The sequence below is a fragment of the Acidovorax sp. SUPP2825 genome, assembly GCF_030158995.1.
Taxonomy (GTDB): domain Bacteria; phylum Pseudomonadota; class Gammaproteobacteria; order Burkholderiales; family Burkholderiaceae_C; genus Paracidovorax.
In genome coordinates, this window is the sequence record NZ_BQXK01000008.1 from 180,654 (window position 1) to 201,528 (window position 20,875).

The window sequence follows — 20,875 nt, forward strand, 5'->3', positions numbered from 1 at the left end:
AAGCCCTAGAGAGAAAAGAGCCATCCATGATTGAACGACGCCACTTTTTCCGCTACGCCACCGCCAGCTCACTGGCGGCGGCCATAGGCACTGCATACGCAACGACGCCTGCCACGACAGGCACTGGCGCCACTTCGATGTCTGCCGCCGCAGGCTCCAGCGCACTGCAAATGGAACTGGCCGGGCTCTACGACGTGGACCGCACGGTGATCAACCTGGACGCGGCGTACTACGGGGCCATGACCCGCGAGGTTCAAGCCCATTACTTCGAGCGTTCGATGTGGGTGAACCGGTACAACTCCACGTTCCTGCGCAGCGCGGTACAAGGCATTCCGCGCGATCCCGAACTCAACAAGTCGCGCGCAGCCGTGGCCCACCTCATCGGCGCCACACAGGACGAGGTCACGCTGTGCGGCGGGGGGACGGAGGCCCTGTATTCACTCATCGTCAACTACCGGCCACTCAGCGCGGGCGACGCGGTGATCTATGCCGACACCGACTATGACGAAATGCAGTACGCCATGGACTATCTGGAGCAAAGCCGGGGCGCCAAGGTCGTGCGCTTCAACCTGCCTGAGCCCCACACCCGCGCCAATGTGCTGCAAGCCTATGACAGCATCTTGCGCAACACACCGCGCGCCAAGTTGCTGCTGCTGACCCATGTCTCCAACCGCAATGGCCTTGTGCCACCCGTCGCCGAGATCGTGGCCATGGCCAAAGCGCGGGGCGTCGATGTCATTCTGGACAGTGCCCAGGCTGTGGGCCATATGCCCTTCGATGTAAAGACCTATGGCGCGGATTTCGTCGGTTTTTCGCTGCACAAATGGGTGGCCGCGCCGCTAGGTACCGGCGCCATCTACATCAAGAAGGAAAGACAGGCAGACATCCAGCCGTGGCTGGGCAACAAGATCTACAAAGCGGAGGACCTGCGCTCGCGCATTCCGACAGGCACCGTGGACGTGGCAGCCCGGCTCAGCATTCCCAAAGCCTTGGCCGTGCAAGAGCGCATCGGCCTGGAACGCAAGTTCGCTCACTTGCGTGCCCTGCGCGATTACTGGGTCAGCAGGGCGCGGGATGTGCCTGGCGTCGAACTCATGCTGCCGCAGGAGCGCGACAACCATGGCGCGATCAGCGCATTTCGCTTGGCGGGCCTGCGCACCATGGAGCAGGCGCGCAAGGTCCAAGAGCGCTTCATCTCAAAGCACGGCGTTCTGGTGGTCGCGAAGTCAGGGTTGGCCTCCGGGCCTGTGATGCGGGTGACCCCATCGCTGTTCAACACCACCGAAGAGCTGGACCGCTTGGTAGCAGCCATTCAGGCGGAGCGAAATCTGCTGGCTTAAGTTGGGGGCGTGCCACTTTCTGAACTGGGCTTCCCCCAGTTTTTCGGCCGCTTTGCCTCGCCCTTTGAGCGCTGCCGATCCTCGAATTGAAACGGGCTGAGATTGTTCAATTTGATGGCGCTCGGTCAGCAAATGGGGTTTGAATAAAATCGGGGCCCAGCGCAATCAGCACTAGGGCATACCGCTACATTTTTAACAGCAATAGAACACGGAGCCGATGGGCTGGCGTCTGGCCACGTCCACGGCGTTCACCGCATCCACAGGTCGAACGCCTGCCGCTTCTCCCGGGTGGGCGGCTGCCCGTGCATTCGGGCGTACTCGCGGCTGAACTGCGAGGCACTTTAATACCCCACTTCGAAAACGACCGGGCTCACGCTTTTGCCTTGCGACAGGATCAGCCGCCGCGCCTCCATCAACCGCAGCGCTTTTTGGAACTGCAGCGGCGACAGCGAAGTGATGGCCCGAAAGTGCAGGTGAAACGCCGAGCGGCCCATGCCGGCCGCCGCTGCCAGTTGCTCGATACGCACCGGCCGCGCGGGCTCGGCACGCAGGATTGCCACCGCGCGCGCGATGCGGCGCGCGTGGCTGTCTGGCAAGCCCAGGTGGCGGATCACAGCGCCCTGACGGCCCCGCAGCAACCAATGGTGGATCTCCCGGACCAAGCCCGCTTTGAGCACCGCGAGCGACTCGGGCCGGTCCAGCAGCCGCACCAGCCGGCGCACGGCATCGCGCAGATCCTCATCGCCCGTGCCGGGCGAACTGACGAGCGCATGACACTCCGGCGAGCCCATGACCAGATCTGTGATCACGGCAGTGTCCAACTCCAACAGCACACCTCTCCACCGAACTCTTACTACCCATCCTTAAGAGGTGACGTGCCCGCGTGCTGAGTCGTTACCAATCACAATCATGGAGTTGTCACGACGCAAAAAGTTATTTACCAGAAGGTCTGAGACCACTGCGTTGACAGCATTCTTCAACGGCAGACTAGTGTTCCTAAACCCCAGTCCGCGAGCAACTCCGATGGCGATCTCATCATCGGTAGCGCCTAGATTCTCACGCACCAGATCAAGAACACCTGCTGCTATTTCCTCCGAGGAAATCATTTCTGCCTTTCGCAAACCTGCTGACTGAACTAACTGGCGGTCTCTCAGCACAGGCGTGCGCGATGGGTGCTTCAGGAATTGTCCAGAACGAGCGATAGATTTCCGCTCATGTGCGACGTCAACAGCACGGGCTACTGCGGCCTCAATCCTGGCCCCGGCTCTTTGTAGCCCCCACGCTCCTCGAAGTCGAACAACTAGCTCATCGAAGTGAAGAGGCGACTCAACCTCCACAACTTTCGCGACCAGATCTGCCATAAATCCAATCGGTGTTTCGTGAAGCTCGTATTCAATGTGCCGATCCGGCTTGGATTCCACATACAAGTCTCGCGACTCTTGGCCGTCTGATACATCAACGAGTCCGACTTCGGAAACGTCCCCTCGATCTACTGTGATGATCTCTACCGGAACGGCCCGGTGAGACATCAAAGGATTTTCCGAGCGTTCATCAAGTGCTCTTTTTGCCGCTTCGACCGCGGCAATGGTCCGCTCCAATTGCTCTTTAGGACGCTGAAACCAGTCAGTACTCCAAATGCGATGAATGATCCAGCCATGATCTTCAAGCACAGCCTGTCGTAGACGATCTCTATCCCTCGCGGAACGCGCAGAGTGATAAGCGGCGCCGTCACACTCAATGCCCATGAGATAGCGGCCGGGCCTTTCTGGGTCTGCAATGGCGAGATCAATGAAAAATCCGGCAATGCCTACCTGCGGGTGCACTTGATAACCTGCACGCTGCAGAGCTTCAGCAACTTGTTCTTCAAACACGCTTTCTAGCGCTCGATTTGACGCTTGAGCCATCGAAATACGGCCAGTCCGCGCGTAATGCAGGAAGAGTTTGAATGCGAAAACACCCTTACCTTTCGCTCGCTCGATATCAATGTCCTCGTCTGTAATTGAAGAGAAGACTTCGCAGCGTCGTTTAGCTCGACTGATCAAAACATTCAACCGGCGCTCGCCACCATCTGAGCCGAGAGGGCCAAATCGCATCGCCATGTACCCTTGAGCATTTTTAGCGTAGCCGACGGAGATCATGATTACGTCGCGCTCATCCCCTTGAACATTTTCAAGGTTCTTAACGAAAAAAGGCTCGCTGGGATGTGCATAGAAAAAACTCTCTGCAGCAGGGTTCAGCCGGCGCAGTAGTTCAAGTTCATCTTGAATGACACGCCGTTGAGCTACTGAGAACGTGGCAACGCCCAAAGACAGACCGGGGTAGTCAATCGCATGCTGAAGAATGGCTTTGGCGACCGCCTTGGCCTCCACAGTATTTGTTCCCGTTCCTCCGGAATCAAATACGCCATCCGGGACAAAGCGGAACTGCAACCCCATTCCCGCCTCGCTTGTGTAAGGGCTGGGAACAATGAATAGCTTGTTCTCGTAGAACTGACTATTGGAAACTGCGATAAGCGATTGATGTCTGCTCCGATAGTGCCAACGAAGCATGCGCTGCGAAAGTCCCCGCGCTACAAAAAGTCCAAGAATGCTCTCGATGTCAGTAACTTGCGTAGTTTCGTCATCGTCCTCCGTTTCCCCGTCGGTCATCTTGGAGAAAAATTTAGTGGGGGGAAGTTGCCGCTCATCGCCCACAACGACCACTTGCTTTGCACGTGCGATTGCGCCGATCGCATCTACTGGCTGAATTTGGCTGGCTTCATCCATGACCAACAAGTCAAAGGTCTGCTTGCCAGGAACTAGGAACTGAGCGACTGAAAGAGGGCTCATCATCATCACCGGCTTGAGGGCCTGAATCGCAGGTCCTGCCCGCTGCATCAACTGGCGAATAGGCATGTGACCACGACGCTTGGCCATTTCGCCTCTCAGCACGCCTACCGGTCCTGCCCCACCCTCTCTCGAAGGAATTCTGCGATGGTGCGCGTGGGCGACCTCGACACAAGCCGCCTTGATTCTGGAGCGGTCTAGTTCGGCAAAACGATCTACATCTCTGGAATGAAGTGCGCCGTCGAAGCGGGCAATATCAGGATTTAATTCCGTAACCTCCCTCAATTGATCTTCGTAGTAAGCCATCTCCAATGTGGAACGAGCACTAGCATTGGACAATTGCCCGCTGGCCAAATCAGCAACTAGCTGTGCCATTCCTGACTCGGACGCCTTACGGGCCTGATGCCGATAGGCAACCCACTTCGACAATTGCTCGGCATTAATCAGCCAAGACTCAAAAGTCTCTCTGGCAGCATCAATCAGGAAGTCATCTCCTTCCCTGGCTTGAAAAAGATTTGCAGGATCTGCTTTGAAGAGTCCTGCGACCTCAATCAAACGAGTGTGTAAAGAATTCGCTGTTTCGTTAGCTTTCGCCGCCAATTTTGCAACTTCGATTCGGTCGTGAATCCGCGCGGCGTGCAGCCGTTGCGTTGGATGAGCCACTAACCAATCGAATGATGTTTGCAAGACTTCCCAAGCGGATGTGCGCCCTTTGTAGGCTTCTGCAAACGCTGCATTCCCCAACTCCGCCGAGCTATCAACAACATGCGCGATGACTTGTAATTCCTGAATCTGCTCCACATGCAACTTCACGGCCTCATTAGAAGCAGGACGAGCAAGCATCAACCGGTTCAGCAAATCATCAACGGACACAATGACTCCAACCCTCACCTGCCAGTCCGAGAGAGGCACGCGATCCGCAGAAACCTCATTTGCAAACAAAGCTGGCGTCTTGTCTCCCAATTCGTCCCACAAAGCAGACAAGTGCTTCTTGACCTGCTCAATCAGCTGCCGGACTAACTCCGAACGGATTTTGACGCCTGATCGATCTGCCATCTGACTCGCAAGAATTCTCGGCTCAGCGCCTAACCCACGTAAAGTCCGCATCCACTCTACCAAGGCCAGTAACGATGCTGCTTGGCTACGCTCTCCGTTCCAATCGGTACCAAAGGCAGAACGACCAAAGGATTCTCCTGCTTGCACCTTCGCTACCGCGGTTTTTGCTTGCGCTAATTCGTCGAGCAATGTGATGAGGGCTGGTATAGGCTGATTGGGATCGCGGACGAGTGATCTCACCAGTGCTTTGGCCTTACGCCAATCTCCACTCACAAATCGGAATACACCAGTTTGGGTTGCAAGAGTTTGGCGAGCTGCAGCGAGGTCGATCTCCCAAGCAGCATCGAGCACCTTTTTGGTCAACGATGCTCGCGCGGATGCCAAAGATGCAACCGCTTGTACCAACTCTGCCGCTTGTTCAACCCCTTGCTCCCAAATCGTCGCAACAAATGCTTCAGGACAAGCGTCCGGCGCCAGTGCGACACGCTCACCCGTCATCGTCAGACGGGTTATCTCTGCTAGGGTGCCTGTTCCCCCTTTAGTGCCCAAGTCCTTCGCAAGCCGCTGTGCTTCGCTTTGAAGCTTCGGAAGCAAAACATGCAATTCTCTGGCAGCAGCAAATCCTGATCGATCAAATTGATTGGGAAGATTCTCCAGCTCTTGTACAAGTCCATTACACGGCACTTCTATCGCAGCAGGTTGCAGCCAAGCTTGCATATCGTTTTGCTTGTATCGCAGTTGTACTCCTGCCCTAAGTAGATTAGCGATTTGATCTGGCTGCTCCCATGCTGTTGATGCCAGCGCATGGGAACTTAGCGAAGGAGCTGCGGCTACGGTCTGAGCAAGATGGTTCAGGGCCGATACGTCTTGGAGGAATGAGCGCGGAACTGGCTGTTCAAAACGTTCCGCTAACGCCGCCAGTTCATCGCTCCATTCCGTGAGGACCGACGACAAATTTTGCAGGAGCGGCAACAACCGATCCAGTTCTGTTGGCAAGATGGACTCTAGGCCTACGCCTCGCCAAGGATGTTCATCAGGGATGCCAATCTCGTTCAAACGCTCCAGCAAATCACCGAGCAGAGCCAATTTCTTACCCAAATCATCTGCCGTCCATTTTCGACTTCCCTCCAACAGAATTGCAGTTGGAGGCTGGCCCTGGGCACGAAGTCGAACCAAGTGTCCGATGACCTGGTAGGGCGTGAATCCGGACTTTCCGTGAGCGAGATGTAAACGCTCCGCATGACCATTCAAAAGATCTCGAAGTTCTGTCAGGCTGGCCACCAAAGCATCCGGAAAACTCCCTTTTGGAGACCCGAGATCCCAGGTGCGGCGAAGCTCTTCTAGGACAGCGCGTTTGTTCGCCTTGTGGCTGTGTAATTCAAGGCACGCATCCCCGACCCCAGCTTGATCCAACCGCCTTTTTACGACTTCAAGCGCTGCCATTTTTTCAGCAACAAATAGAACGGTTTTTCCGTCTGCAATGGCAGAGGCGATGACGTTAGCGATGGTTTGCGATTTGCCAGTCCCTGGAGGTCCCTGGATCACCAAATTCCTACCCTGGCGAACATCATGTATGGCTAGTGCTTGTGAGCTGTCGCTATCGACGATGTGCATCATCTCCTTCGGAGGAATGTGCTGATCAATAGAAACCTCTTCGCCGATCAAGCGTTCTGAAGCCGGAAATCCCTCTCCAAACAGCGACCGCACGATTGGCTGATTCGTGAGACGTACTTCTTCAGGCCAGTTACTAGGGTCCAAATCCCGGTACATCAAAAACTTTGCGAATGAAAAGAACCCCAGAACGATTTCGTCTCGTTGGACAGACCAATCCGGCTTTGTCGCGATTGCTGTAGCTACAGCGCCCATATAAGTGGCAACGTCGAAATCGTCTCCACCTTCGAACTCTGGAAGCTTCAGCTTGTGAATTCGGTCGAGATAGGCTTCAAGCGACAAATTAGCAGTCTGATCCTCTGCACGCGCTTTAAGTCGAAATCGCTCACCAGCAGTTCCACGCTCCAGTTCCACAGGTACCAGAACCAGCGGGGCGTACCGAACGTTCTCTTTATTGATGGGATCTATCCACTTAAGCGTCCCCAGCGCCAGGAAGAGGATGTTGACCCCTTGTTCTTCCTCAAGCGTCCGAGCGTCGTGATAGAGGTCCAACAGACGCGTTTGCAACCCCTTAGCGGACAAACGGGTCTGCAGTTTTGTGTCTACATGCCTTGCGTTGAGACCAGAGGGGTGTACCGTTTCTTCGTCCGGCTGGGCGAGCTGGGACAAGGGAATCTCATCAACATCATCCCCACGCTCTTCTTCGCCTTCTGCGATGGCATCGACTTTTTTAGACAAGCGACCTGGCACAAAGGTAAAGGCTTTTGAGTCTTGCACCAGCAATCGATAAACATGCTCTGAAAGTTCATCGACTATTTCGATATGTTTGGCTGTTTTTGAGCGCGGAATGTTCAGAAGTCGATTTCGCGCCGACAGATCCAACAATTCCATTCGAGCTCGCTCAAGCTTTTCTTCGATCGTCAATCCAGCTTGAAAAGTCGAAATTTCTTCCTCTGCCATTAACCTCTCCTTTGGTTTTGGGTACGCCGCGCGCGATCAAACCAAAGAAGGCAGTCGTACGGGTCTGCAAACATTTTGCAACATATGACCCTATCGACAAACTGTCGATTTCCACAGGTATCTCTATGCACGAAGAAAGCCAGTTTTTGCGGAAGGCCACGTTGGACTCAGCCCTCTGACCTTTGATGCTGGATGAACAGGGTTCCTTTCGTAGGCCTTACATAAATCGCCGACAGATGCGAAGTGCCCGGATATCCCCGTCAGCCCAGCCCGCCCTGGCACACATACTTCGTGTGCAGGTAATCCTCCAGCCCCTGCGTGGATCCCTCGCGCCCGTAGCCCGACTCCTTCACGCCCCCGAACGGCGCCGCCTCCGCCGCCAGCGCCCCTTCGTTGATCCCCACGATCCCCGTCTCCAGGGCCTCCGCCACGCGCCAGATGCGGCGCACGTTCTGGCTGTAGAAGTACGCGGCCAGCCCGAACGGCGTGTCGTTGGCGGCGGCGATCACTTCTTCTTCGTTGTCAAAGCGCGTGAGCGGCGCCACCGGCCCGAACGTCTCCTCGCAGGCGCAGGCCATGGTCGCATCGGCGTTCTCCAGCACCGTGGGGGCGTAGTAGGTCGCGCCCAGCTCGGTCAGGCGTTGTCCACCCGTGAGCACCTTGGCGCCCTTGGCCACCGCGTCCTGCACGTGCCGCTCGATCTTCTCCACCGCCCGGGCGTTGATCATCGGCCCGATCTGCGAGGCGGGGTCGCTGGCCGGCCCGACTTTGAGGGCCGCCACGCGGGCGGTGAGCTTCTGCGCGAACTCGGCATGCACCTTCGTGTGCACGAACACCCGGTTGGGGCACACGCAGGTCTGGCCGCCGTTTCTGAACTTGGCGGCCATGAAGCCGTCCACCGCCGCGTCCACGTCGGCATCCTCGAACACGATGAAGGGCGCGTTGCCGCCCAGCTCCAGCGAGAGCTTCTTGAGCGTGTCGGCGCTGCGGCGCGCCAGGTGCTTGCCCACGGGCGTGGAACCGGTGAAGGTGATCTTGCGCACGCGCGGGTCATCGAGCCACACGTCCACCACCTCGGGCGTCTTCTCGCGCGAGGCGGTGACGATGTTCAGCACGCCCGGCGGCACCCCGGCCTCGTGGGCCAGCAGCACCAGGGCCAGCGACGTGAGGGGCGTGTCTTCGGCCGGCTTGCAGACCACCGTGCAGCCGGCGGCCAGGGCCGGGGCGATCTTGCGGGCGATCATCGCGGCGGGAAAGTTCCACGGGGTGATGGCGGCCACCACGCCCACGGGCTCCTTCAGGGCGAACATGCGCCGGCCGGGCACGGGGGCGGGGATGACCTCGCCGTTCATGCGCGTGGCCTGTTCGCCGAACCATTCGATGTAGCTGGCGGCATAGGCCACCTCGCCCTTGCCTTCGGCCAGGGGCTTGCCCTGCTCCAGGGAGATCAGGGCGCCCAGGTCGTCCTGGTGGGCCAGCACCAGATCGTTCCAGCGCTTGATGATGGCCGCGCGCTGCTTGGCGGGCACCTGGCGCCAGGCGGGGAAGGCGGCATGGGCGGCTTCCAGCGCGGCCCGGGCCTCGGGGGCGCCGGAGTCGGGCACTTCGGTGATCACGGTGCCGGTGGCCGGGTCGGTCACGGGCAGCAGCGCGCCGGGGCCGGGGTGCCACTGGCCGGCGATGAAGTTGGCGCTGCGGATCAGGTCGGGGCGGGTGAGGGTCAGGGGCATGGCAAGGACCAGGAAGGAAGCAGAAAAGGGGTTTGAATGAAATCGGGCTCCAGTGCAAATAACACTAGGGCATCGTGCTATAAATTCAATAGCAAAAAGAATGGTGGGGCCGATGGGCTAGCGCCTGGCGATGCACGCTGCGATGGCCTCGCCCACCTGGGTGGTGTTGGCCGTGCCCCCCAAATCCGGCGTCTTCGGCCCGGTCTTGATGACCTCCTCGATCGCCGCCACGATGGCATCGTGCGCCTGCCGTCCCGCGCCCTGGCCTTGCGTCAAGAAGTCCAGCATCAGCGCGCCCGACCAGATCATGGCGATGGGGTTGGCGATGTTTTGGCCGTAGATGTCCGGCGCCGAGCCGTGCACGGGCTCGAACAGGCTGGGGAAGGTGCGCTCGGGGTTCAGGTTGGCCGAAGGCGCCAGGCCGATGGTGCCGGTGGTGGCAGGCCCCAGGTCGGAGAGGATGTCGCCGAACAGGTTGGTGGCCGCCACCACGTCGAAGCGCCCGGGCTGCAGCACGAAGCGCGCGGTGAGGATGTCGATGTGCTGCTTGTCCAGGGTGACCTCGGGGTAGGCCTTGGCGATGTCGTCGGCGCGGGCGTCCCACCAGGGCATGCTGATGGCGATGCCGTTGCTCTTGGTGGCGAGGGTCACGTGCTTTTTGGCGCGGCTCTGCGCCAGGTCGAAGGCGAACTTCAAGAGGCGATTGGCGCCGTGGCGCGAGTAGACCGATTCCTGGATGACGATCTCGCGGTCGGTGCCCTCGTACATGATGCCGCCCAGGGACGTGTATTCGCCCTCGGTGTTCTCGCGCACGACGAAGTAGTCGATGTCGCCGGGCTTCCTGCCGGCCAGGGGGCACGGTACGCCTTCGAAGAGGCGCACGGGGCGCAGGTTGATGTACTGGTCGAACTCGCGGCGGAACTTGAGCAACGAGCCCCACAGGGACACATGGTCGGGCACGGTGGCGGGCCAGCCGACGGCGCCGAAGAAGATGGCGTCCACGCCGGCGAGCTGGGCCTTCCAGTCGTCGGGCATCATTTTTCCGTGGGCGGCGTAGTAGTCACAGCTGGCCCAGTCGATGGTGCGGCATTCCAGTTCGAAGCCGAAGCGCTCGGCCGCGGTCTGGATGGCCCGCAGGCCTTCGGGCATGACTTCCTTGCCGATGCCGTCGCCGGGAATCACGGCGATGCGGAAGATGGGGTGCATGGGGTGTCTCCGGTAGGGATCGCCTGTTTGTCAGGCCGCTGCGGCCAGCACGGCCGGTGCGCCGGCCCTCTCCTCCAGCCAGCCCTGGCGCAGCTCGGGCACCGAGCGCGCCAGCAGTTCGTAATACGGGTGGTGCGGCCCGCGGTCGTAGTCGGCGCGCGCCACCTGCGCCAGTTTGCGGCCGTGCTGCATGACGACGATCTCGTCGCACACGGAGCGCACGGTGTGCAGGTCGTGGCTGATGAAGAGGTACGACACACCCAGTTCGCGCCGCAGCTCGGCCATCAGGTCGAGCACGGCGGCGCCCACCACGGTGTCGAGGGCGGAGGTCACTTCGTCGCACAGGATCAGGTCGGGGTCAGCCGCGAGTGCGCGGGCCAAGTTGACCCGCTGCTTCTGCCCGCCCGACAGGCCGCCGGGCAGGCGATCCGCCACGCTGTGCGGCAGCTTGACCAGGTCGAGCAGCTCGCGGATGCGCCGCTGCAGCGCCTCGCCCTTGAGCCCCTTGTAGAACTGCAGCGGCCGGGCCAGGATGCGCTCGATGGTGTGCGATGGGTTGAGCGCCGTGTCGGCCATCTGGAACACGATCTGGATGCGGCGCAGCTCTTCCTTGGTGCGCGCGCCCAGCGTGGTCTTGAGCTCCGAGTTGCCGAACAGCATGGTGCCGTGCCAGGGCTGGATGAGCCCGGCGATGGCGCGCGCCAGCGTGGTCTTGCCCGAGCCCGATTCGCCGATGACGCCGATGGCCTGGCCGCGGTAGAGCTTGAAGTTGATGTCTTCCAGGATGAGCGCGGCGGGGCGGCCGGTGGCATCCACCGGGCCGTAGCCGGCGGACAGGTCGCGCACATCGAGCAGCAGCTCGCCCTCGCCCCGGCAGTGTTCGGCCACGCGCGGCGTGGGGCGCGCGGCGGCCAGCAGGCACCGGGTGTACTGGTTGGCCGGGGCGGCGAGGATGTGCGCGGTGGTGTCCAGCTCCTGCATCCGGCCGTTGCGCAGCACGAGGATGTGGTCGGCCATCTGCGCCACCACGGCGAGGTCGTGGCTCACATAGACGGCGGTGGCGCGGCGTTCGCGCACCACGCGGCGAAAGGCGAGCAGCACTTCGATCTGCGTGGTCACGTCCAGCGCGGTGGTGGGCTCGTCGAGGATGACGAGGTCGGGGTCGGTGATGAGCGCCATGGCCGCCATCAGCCGCTGCAGTTGCCCGCCCGAGACCTGGTGCGGGTAGCGGTCGCCGATGGTGTCCGGGTCGGGCAGCGCGAGTTCACGGAACAGCTGCACCGCCTTGGCCTCGGCCTCGGCGCGCTTCATGGTGCCGTGGATGCGGGTGGGCTCGACCACCTGGTCCATGATGGTGCGCGACGGGTTGAACGACGCGGCGGCGCTCTGCGCGATGTAGGCCACGGTGCGCCCGCGCAGCGCGCGCTGGGCGGCGGGCGCCAGGTGCAGCACGTCGACGTCGCCGATGCGCACGCTGCCGCCGGAGATGGTGCAGCCGTGCCGTGCGTAGCCCATCAGCGCGAGCGCCGTGGTGGTCTTGCCGGAGCCGGATTCGCCGATGAGCGCCAGCACTTCGCCGGGCGCGATGGTGAAGCTCAGCGCATCGACCAGCGTCTGGTCGCCCGCGGTGATGCTCAGGTCTTTGACGACAACGGATGCCCCCATGTTCAACGCCCTCCGCGTTCACGGGCCGCACGGCCCGGCAGGTTGTCGATGACGAGATTGACCGCGATGGTCAGGCTGGCGATGGCCAGCGCCGGCGCGATGACCGAGGCGCCGGCGTCGGGCAGTGCGCCGATGTTCTCGCGCACCAGCGATCCCCAGTCGGCCGCGGGCGGCTGGATGCCCAGGCCCAGGAAGCTCAGGCCGGCCAGCAGCAGCACCACGTAGACGAAGCGCAGCCCCAGGTCGGCCAGCATGGGGCCGACGATGTTGGGCAGGATCTCGCGCAGCATGATGTAGAGCGTGCCCTCGCCCCGGGTGCGCGCCACGGTGACATAGTCGAGCGCATTGATGTTGACGGCCAGCGACCGCGCGATGCGATAGGCCCCCGGGATGTAGATGACCGCCGCCGTGGCCACCAGCATGGCGACGGACGAGCCGAAGCCGGCCACCAGGATCAGCGCGAACATCTTGCTGGGAATGGCGGTGAGGGTGTCCAGCACGCGGCTCAGAATGGTGTCCACCTTGCCGCCCATGGCGGCGGCGAACAGCGCCAGGGCCGTGCCCGTGCCGCTGGCCAGCAGGGTGGCCAGCAGGGCCACACCCACGGTGTAGCGCGCGCCGTCAATCACGCGCGCCAGCATGTCGCGGCCCAGGTAGTCGGTGCCCAGCCAGTGTTGGGCGCTGATCGGCGCGAACACGTCGGAGCCGCCGCCCGCCTGCAGCGAGCCCGGCAGCAGCACGGGACCGGCCAGGGCGGCCAGCATCCAGCACAGCAGCACCGCCAGCCCGATCAGGCCGGAGATGCCGAAGCCCGAGAGCCAGCGGCGCACCGCGTGGCGCGGCGTGGCGGGCGGGCCGGAAGGGTGGGTCAGGGAATCCATGGGGCGGCCCTTCGGTGTGGTCAGCGGTGGCGCAGGCGCGGGTTGGCGAGGATGCCGCACACGTCGGCCGCCGTCACCAGGATCAGGTAGCCCGCGCAGAAGATCATGGCGCAGGTCTGCACCAGCGGCATGTCGCGCTGGGTCACGCCATCGACCATGAGCTTGGCGATACCGGGGTAGTTGAAGATGGTCTCGATGATGATGACGCCGCCCAGCAGGTACGACAGCGACAGCGCCACCGCGTTGGCGATCGGCCCGATGGCATTGGGCAGCGCGTGGGCCATGACCATGCGCAGGGGCGAGGCGCCCTTCAGGCGCACCATCTCGATGTAGGGCGCCTCCAGCTGGTCGATGACAGCGGCGCGGCTCATGCGCATCATCTGCGCGACGATCACGCAGCACAGGCTGAGCACGGGCATGGCGAAGGCCCGCAGCATCTGCCCCACCGATTCGATGTCGCTCACGTAAGACAGCGCGGGCAGCCATTTGAGCTTGACGGCGAACACCAGCACCGCCAGCGTGGCCACCAGGAACTCGGGCACGGACACCACGGCCACCGCCGCCGACGAGGCCAGGCGGTCGAACCACGAGCCGCGCCACACGGCCGAGGCGATGCCCAGGGTGAGCGCGATGGGCACCGAGAACAGCGCGGTCACGGCCGCCAGCAGCAGCGAATTGGGCAGGCGGCTGGCCACCAGCTCGCCCACCGGCATCTGCGTGGTGACCGACTGGCCCAGGTCGCCGCGCACGATGCCGCCCAGCCAGCGCAGATAGCGCAGCGGGGCCGGCACGTCCAGCCCCATCTGGGCGCGCAGCGCGGCGAGGGCCTCGACCGTGGCGTCCTGGCCCAGCTGCTCCTGCGCGGCGTCGCCCGGCAGCACGGCGGTGATCGAGAAAACGATCACCGAGACCGCCAGCAGGGACAGCAGCGCCAGCAGGATCCGCTGGACCAGGAGCTTGAGAATCACACGGTTCATGGCGCGGCGGCTTCCAGTGCTCGGTGCGTGCGGGGCGTCAGGCTTCGAGCCAGACGTGCTCGGCGAAAGAGTAGCCCATCAGGCCGCCCAGCGGAATCGGGGACAAGCCCTTGAGCTTGGTGGAATGTCCGTCGATGCTGGCCAGGAACAGCGGAATGCCGATGCCCGCGTCCTGGTGGATCATGGTCTGCATGTCGGCGTACATCTGGCGGCGTTTGGCCAGATCGGTCTCGGCGCGCGAGGCCAGCAGCAGCTGGTCGAACTGCGGGCTCTTCCAGCGCGACTCGTTCCAGGCCGCATCGGACTTGAAGAACTGCGTCAGGATGGTGTCGGCGCTGGGGCGCGGGTTCACGTTGCCGAAGCCCACCGGGCTGTTGAGCCAGTGGTTGGACCAGTAGCCGTCGGCCGGCATGCGCTTGATGTCCAGGTCCAGGCCGATGCGCTGCCCCGACTGCTGCAGCAGCAGCGCGGTTTCGGTCGAGTACATGGCGGCCGGCGAGGTGACCACGGGCACCTTGCCCGTCACGCCCGACTTCTGCAGGTGGAACTTGGCCTTGTCCAGATCGAAAGCGCGCTGCGGCAGGTCCTTGAAGTAGAACCGGTTGGTCGGGTCGATGGGCTGGTCGTTGGCGATGACGGCGTAGTCGAGCGCGATGCTCTTTTTCATCTGCTCGCGGTCGAACAGGTACTTCATCGCCAGGATGAAGTCGGGGTTGGCGCCCGGGCCCATGTCCTTGCGCAGGATGAGGTCGGAGTACTGGCCCGACTGCGTGGTGAAGATGGCGTAGCCGGGCGTGCCCTTGACCCGGGCCACGGCGCGCGGGTTGACCGAGGCCACCAGGTCCATGCCGCCCGACAGCAGCGCGTTCACGCGGGCGCTCTCGTCGCCGATGCCCACGAACTCGATCTCGTCCAGGTAGGGCTTGCCGGGCTTCCAGTAGGCGTCGTTGCGCACCATCAGCGACCGCACGCCGGGCTTGAATTCCTTGAGCTTGTAGGGGCCGGTGCCGATGCCGGCGTTGAAGTCGGTGGTGCCTTCCTTGACGATGTGGAAGTGGAAGGTGCCCAGGATGACCGGCAGGTCGGCGTTGGGCGCGGTCAGCTCGATGGTCACCTCGTTCGGACCCGAGGCCTTGACGGTCTCGATCTGGTCGGCCAGCACCTTGGCCTTGGAGGCCGTGGCCGGGTCCTTGTGGCGCAGGATGGAGAACACCACGTCGGCCGGCGACAGGGCCTTGCCGTCATGGAAGGTGACGCCCTTGCGCAGGGTGAACACCCAGGTCTTGGCGTCCTGCGTGGCGGACGATTCGGCCAGTGCGGGCTGCGGCGTGAGCGAGCCGTCCAGCACGAACAGGCCGTTGTAGAGCATGGTGCCGCGCGAGTAGTCGGTCTGGTTCGACTGCTTGGCCGGGTCCAGCGTGTCGGTGGCCGCGGCCGTGGCGCCGGCCACGCGGATGCGGCCGCCGCGGCGGGGCGTCTGCGCGTGCGCGGTGACCGCCATGCCCGCCAGGCCGCCGGCCAGCGTGGCCTGCATGCCGCCCGCCATCAGCATGGCGAGCACGTCGCGGCGCGTGGCGCCCCGCCGCAGCGAGTCCATCACGCGAAGGCTTTCTTGGGGACCGACGAGGGTGTCGAACGGGGTGCGGCTGTCGCTCATGGTGATGCTCCTGTGACGGGTGGCAGTGGGGGGAACGGGGATCTTGGAATGGTGCGAATCAAGGGAAGGTGGCAGGCGCCCGCTGGGACGTCAGGCCAGCCGGTCCTTCAGGCGGTAGTACAGCCCCACCGCCGGCAGGAACCACGGCGGGCCGAAGTGGCCGGGCACGGCGGGCCAGCCGCGGCCGCGCCAGGGATTGGCCTCAGCATCGCCGGCCATCACGGCGGCCATGCGCTCGCCCATGTGCACCGACATCTGCGTGCCGTGGCCGCTGTAGCCCATGGAATAGAACAGGCCATCGCGCTCGCCGGCGTGCGGCAGGCGGTCCTGCGTCATGTCCACCAGGCCGCCCCAGCAGTGGTCGATGCGCACGCGGCCCAGTTGCGGGAAGGTTTCCGCCAGGCCGGCGCGCAGGATCTCGCCGCTGGCGGCGTCCTGCTGCGGGCTGGAGATGGCGAAGCGCGCCCGGCCGCCGAACACCAGCCGGTGGTCGGCCGTGAGGCGGAAGTAGTGGTGGATGTTGGCGATGGTGACGTAGGTGCGCCGCTCGGCCAGCAGGGCCTGCGCGTGCGCCGCGCCCAGCGGCTCGGTCACCACGATGAAGCTGCCGATGGGCACGATGCGCCGGCGCAGCCAGCCGAACGTGCCGTAGCCGCCGTGGCGCGAGGCGCCGGTGGCCAGCAGCACCTGGCTGGCCTGCACCGCGCCGCGCGCGGTGTGCAGCCGGTGCACCTGGCCCTGCACGCGCTCGATGCGGTCCACGCAGGTGCCGGTGTGGATCTGTGCGCCCTGGCGTTGGGCGGCCAGGGCCAGCCCTTGAGCGAACCGCCCCATGTGCATCTGCGCGCTGCGCCGGTACAGCAGCCCGCCTTCGAACCGGTCGCTCTGCACCTCGGCGCGCACCCGGGCGGCGTCGAGGATCTCCACGTCGGTATCCACCCCATCGGCAATGAGCCGCTCGGCACTGCGCCGCAGCGCCTCCAGGTGGTGGGGCCGGGTGGCGAGCTTGAGCTTGCCGTGGCGCAGGAAATCGCAGTCGATGGCCTCGTCGCGCACGATGCGGGCCACGGTGTCCACCGCCGCGTCGTAGGCGTGGTACCAAGCCCGGGCCTGCGCCACGCCGACCTTGGCGGCCACTTCGGCGTAGTCCACCGCCAGGCCGTTGTTGACGTGGCCGCCGTTGCGGCCCGATGCTTCGGGCGCCACGCTGGCGCCCGCCTCCAGCACCGCCACGCTCGCGCCGCGCCGGGCCAGGGCCAGGGCGGCCGACAGGCCGGTGAAGCCGGCGCCGACGATGGCGACATCGACCTGCCGCGGCAGATCGTGCGGTGCCAGCGCCAGCGGCGGGACCGAATCGTTCCAGTAGGACTCGAGCTTCATGGCAAGGGGCGTGCGGGCTGTGGGAAGGAAGGTAAAAACCGCTCAGAGGCCGACGACGCCCGGCAGTCCGCCGATGTCTTCAATCTGCACGTAGTGGTAGGCCGGGTTGCCCGGGCCGTGGCCGCGGTTCACGAACACCTTGTTCTTGATGCCGATGTCGTCGGCCGACATCAGGTCGTAGCGCAGGCTGGAGGACACGTGCAACACGTCCTGCGGGCCGCAGCCCAGCGAGTCGAGCATGTATTCGAACGCTTTGAGGCGCGGCTTGTAGGCCTGGGCCTGCTGCGCGGTGTACACGCGGTGGAACGGCGCGCCGAGCATGGCGACGTTCTTCTGGATCTGGTCGTCGGAGGCGTTGGACAGGATCACCAGCGGGATCTCCTTGGCGACCTTGGCCAGGCCCGCGGGCACGTCGGCATGCGGGTCCCAGGTGGGCACGGCGTCGTAGAACTTCTGGCCGTCGGCGTCCAGGTACTGGATCTTCCACTGCTTGCACAGGCGGCGCACGGCGTTCTTGAGCACCACTTCGTAGGGCTTCCAGTCGCCCAGCACTTCGTCGAAGCGGTAGGCGCTGAAGTCGGCGATGAACTGCTCCATGCGCTCGGCCGGAATGCGGTCGGCGAAGAGTTCACGCGTCATCTCGCCCATGCGAAAGCGGGTGAGCGTGCCGTAGCAGTCGAAGGTCACGTACTTGGGACGGAAGGTCATGGTCTCGGAATCCTCGGGTTGGGCCGGTCACCGACCGGGGCGGTTCGCAGCGCCTTATCCGGCGTTTGCGACAGTGTCATTACGAAGTGATTGAAGCACGCGGTCTCGCGGGTGTCATAGGGAAATGCAGGGGTGCGGCGCGCGAAAGCTGCGGTTTGCCGGGGGCCTTGCGGCATGCCGTGCGGTCCGCACCGCCGGCGTGCGGCAACGCACCGTTAGTGCGCTGCAGCAAAGTCGATGAGCACGCTTTTGAAGCGCAGGTTGGCCTCCACGGCCTGGCGGCCCAGGTCCTTGCCGATGCCCGACTGGTGGTAACCGCCGGTGGGAATGACGAAGTCCGCGCTGCGCCCGTAGCGGTTGATCCAAACCGTGCCCGCGCTGATGCCGCGCATGGCGCGCAGCGCGCGGCCGATATCGGCGGTGTGCACGCCGGCCGCCAGGCCGTAGTGCGCGTGCGCGGCCAGGGCCAGGCCCTCTTCCTCGGTGTCGAAGGTCTGCACCGTGAGCACGGGGCCGAAGATCTCTTCCTGCACGGCGGGGCTGTCGGCCGCCACGCCTTCGAGCAGCGTGGGCTGGAAGTACGCTCCGCCCGCCGCACCGGCCGCCACGCCGCCGGCCACGTCGTCGAACAGCCCCCCGCCGCAGCGCAATTGGGCGCCCGCGTCGCGCGCGCGCTCCACGATGTCCAGGATGCGCGCGGCCTGCGGCGCCGAGATGATGGGCGGCAGCGTGGCGGTGTCGTCCCAGGTGGCACCGGGCCGCAGCGCGGCGAACCGCGCACCGATGCGCTCCACCAGTTCCGGCGCGATGCCGCGCTGCACAATGAGCCGCGACCCCGCCACGCACACCTGGCCTGCGTTGCCGGTGATGGCACCGGCGATGAGGCCGGCCAGCCGGTCGATATCGGGTGCGTCGTCGAAGACGAGCTGCGGGCTCTTGCCGCCCAGCTCCAGCGTGACGGGCTTGGGGCCCTGCAGCGCACAGGTGGCCATGATGGCGGCGCCCGTGCGCGTCGATCCGGTGAAGGTCATCTTGGCGATCCGGGGGTGCCGCGTGAGCGCATCGCCGGTGGTGCGGCCATCGCCCTGCACCACGTTGAAGAGCCCGGGCGGCACGCCCGCCTCCACCGCCAGCTGGGCCAGCCGCACGGCGGAAAACGGCGTCATCTCGGACGGCTTGAGCACCACCGCGTTGCCTGCGGCCAGGGCGGCGCCCACCTTCCACGACATCATCACCAGCGGGAAATTCCACGGCGTGATGGCGCCCACCACGCCGTAGGGCTCGGCCACCACCATGCCCAGGTGGTCGTGCCGCGTGGCGGCCACCTCGCCGCCGAGCTTGTCGGCATATTCGGCGAAAAAGCGCAGCCCTTCGGCCGTGAAGGGCACGTCCCACGCAGCGGCATCGCGCACCGGGCGCGTAGAGCACACAGCCTCCAGCGGCGCCAGTTGCGGGCCGTCGGCCTCGATCAGATCGGCCCAGCGGCGCAGCACGCGAGCGCGTTCCCGCGGGGCGCGCCGCGCCCAGTCCGTGGTGCGCCAGGCCTGCCACGCATCCTGCACCGCAGCGTCCACGGTGGCGGCATCGGCCAGCGGCAGGTCGGCATGCCATTGGCCATCGGAGGGGCGCAGCACGGCGATGCGGCCTGCATCGGGCACGAGGCGCCCGCCGATGAAGTGGCCGGCAGGAACGGCGATGGACCGGGGATCGAAAAGCAGCATGGAACGGGGGCGCGCAAGGGGCTGCGCGCAGTTGGAGAAAGGTGCTTCGATGCTAGGCAGGAAGGTCCAGCATTTGTGCCCGTAACGCCCCGCGTCACCGCAGCGAATTGCAAAACGCACGCGCCCGGCAGACGAAGCTTGCAAGTTGCGGGCAAACCCGAATTCGGGGTGGTGCGGCCTGCCGATGTCGTCCAAGATAGACGCCCAATCCCTTCGCAACGAGGACGCCGCCCATGCTCTCCACCGCCCTGCCCGCCACCCCTGCCACCGCCGAGGACGGCGTGCTGCTGCGCCCCATGACGCCCGACGACCTGCCGCAGGCGCAGGCGCTGTCGGCCGAACTGCGCTGGCCGCACCGGCTGGCCGACTGGGAGCAGGTGTTCGCGCATTCCGAGGGCCTCGTGGCCGAGCGCGACGGGCAGACCATCGCCACCGCCCAGCGCTGGAAGTGGGGCGATCGGCACGCCACCATCGGGCTGGTGCTCGTCACCCCGGCCTGCCAGGGCCGGCGCATCGGCCACCGCCTGATGACCACGCTGCTCGACGGCCTGGACGGCCACACGGTGCTGCTGCATGCCACCGCCGAGGGGCGCGGCCTGTACGAGCGCCTGGGCTTCGTGCGCACGGGCGAGGTGCGCCAGCACCAGGGCGTGGCCCGGCCCACGCCGCTGATCGCCCTGCCCCCCGGCTGGCGCCTGCGCCCCTCCGGCCTGAACGAGGCGGCCGCGTTGCACCGGCTCGACGCCCAGGCGCGCGGCATGCCGCGCGATGCGCTCATCGACGACCTGCTGGCCCGCAGCGATGCCTGCGTGGTGCTGGACCACGACGGCGAGCAGCGTGGCTTCGCGCTGCTGCGGCGCTTCGGCCGCGGGCATGCCATCGGCCCCGTCGTGGCGCCGGATGCGGAAAGCGCCAAGGCGCTGATCGCCCACCTGGCCGGCATGAACGCCGGCCACTTCACGCGCATCGACATCGATTTCGACAGCGGCCTGGCCGAGTGGCTGGAGAGCATCGGCCTGCTGCGCGTGGACGCGCCCACCACCATGGTGCGCGGCGGCACCCTGCCCACCGCATCGGACGCCCCGCACGGTGCCCCGCGGCTGTTCGCCCTGGTCACCCAGGCGCTGGGCTGAGCCCGCCCCTTCGACGATCCACCCT

Annotated in this window: 13 protein-coding genes; 2 read left to right on the forward strand and 11 right to left on the reverse strand. The window is 64.3% G+C overall.

Annotation, left to right across the window (positions count from 1 at the left end; translation table 11 throughout):
* The first annotated feature begins 26 nt into the window (after positions 1-26).
* Positions 27-1,340, forward strand: a complete 1,314-nt coding sequence (locus AVAK2825_RS12555; protein WP_284398907.1) for an aminotransferase class V-fold PLP-dependent enzyme — start codon at positions 27-29, stop codon at positions 1,338-1,340.
* Positions 1,341-1,681: 341 nt separating this feature from the next.
* Here AVAK2825_RS12555 and AVAK2825_RS12560 read toward each other — a convergent pair whose 3' ends face one another.
* The 11 genes from AVAK2825_RS12560 to AVAK2825_RS12610 all read right to left on the reverse strand — a co-directional run bounded on the left by AVAK2825_RS12560 (position 1,682) and on the right by AVAK2825_RS12610 (position 19,717).
* A complete protein-coding gene (locus AVAK2825_RS12560; protein ID WP_284398909.1) occupies positions 1,682-2,173 on the reverse strand; it encodes an AraC family transcriptional regulator in 492 nt (163 codons plus the stop codon).
* A 30-nt stretch (positions 2,174-2,203) separates the two neighbouring features.
* Positions 2,204-7,792: a DUF3320 domain-containing protein gene (locus AVAK2825_RS12565; protein ID WP_284398912.1), complete on the reverse strand. Its 5,589-nt coding sequence runs from the start codon at positions 7,790-7,792 to the stop codon at positions 2,204-2,206.
* 260 nt (positions 7,793-8,052) lie between these two features.
* Positions 8,053-9,522 (reverse strand): NAD-dependent succinate-semialdehyde dehydrogenase, encoded by a 1,470-nt coding sequence (locus AVAK2825_RS12570; protein ID WP_284398915.1) that lies wholly within the window; start codon positions 9,520-9,522, stop codon positions 8,053-8,055.
* A gap of 117 nt (positions 9,523-9,639) precedes the next feature.
* Positions 9,640-10,728 carry a tartrate dehydrogenase gene (locus AVAK2825_RS12575; RefSeq protein ID WP_284398919.1) on the reverse strand — a complete coding sequence of 363 codons (1,089 nt, stop codon included), beginning with the start codon at positions 10,726-10,728 and terminating at the stop codon, positions 9,640-9,642.
* Between the two features lie 30 nt (positions 10,729-10,758).
* Positions 10,759-12,393, reverse strand: coding sequence for an ABC transporter ATP-binding protein (locus AVAK2825_RS12580; protein WP_284398921.1), 1,635 nt, complete (start codon positions 12,391-12,393; stop codon positions 10,759-10,761).
* Between the two features lie 2 nt (positions 12,394-12,395).
* Positions 12,396-13,274 carry an ABC transporter permease gene (locus tag AVAK2825_RS12585; protein WP_284398926.1) on the reverse strand — a complete coding sequence of 293 codons (879 nt, stop codon included), beginning with the start codon at positions 13,272-13,274 and terminating at the stop codon, positions 12,396-12,398.
* Positions 13,275-13,294: 20 nt separating this feature from the next.
* Positions 13,295-14,251 carry an ABC transporter permease gene (locus tag AVAK2825_RS12590; protein ID WP_272568392.1) on the reverse strand — a complete coding sequence of 319 codons (957 nt, stop codon included), beginning with the start codon at positions 14,249-14,251 and terminating at the stop codon, positions 13,295-13,297.
* Between the two features lie 37 nt (positions 14,252-14,288).
* Entirely contained in the window at positions 14,289-15,908 is a 1,620-nt protein-coding gene (locus AVAK2825_RS12595) for an ABC transporter substrate-binding protein (protein WP_284398929.1), read from the reverse strand.
* Positions 15,909-15,998: 90 nt separating this feature from the next.
* Entirely contained in the window at positions 15,999-17,288 is a 1,290-nt protein-coding gene (locus tag AVAK2825_RS12600) for an NAD(P)/FAD-dependent oxidoreductase (protein ID WP_284398931.1), read from the reverse strand.
* 42 nt (positions 17,289-17,330) lie between these two features.
* A complete protein-coding gene (locus AVAK2825_RS12605; RefSeq protein WP_272568388.1) occupies positions 17,331-17,996 on the reverse strand; it encodes a haloacid dehalogenase type II in 666 nt (221 codons plus the stop codon).
* 215 nt (positions 17,997-18,211) lie between these two features.
* Entirely contained in the window at positions 18,212-19,717 is a 1,506-nt protein-coding gene (locus AVAK2825_RS12610; protein WP_284398934.1) for an aldehyde dehydrogenase family protein, read from the reverse strand.
* A gap of 233 nt (positions 19,718-19,950) precedes the next feature.
* Between AVAK2825_RS12610 and AVAK2825_RS12615 the strand changes: the two genes are divergently transcribed.
* On the forward strand, positions 19,951-20,850 hold the full coding sequence (locus AVAK2825_RS12615) for a GNAT family N-acetyltransferase (protein ID WP_284398936.1): 900 nt from the start codon (positions 19,951-19,953) through the stop codon (positions 20,848-20,850).
* The last annotated feature ends 25 nt before the right edge of the window (positions 20,851-20,875 follow it).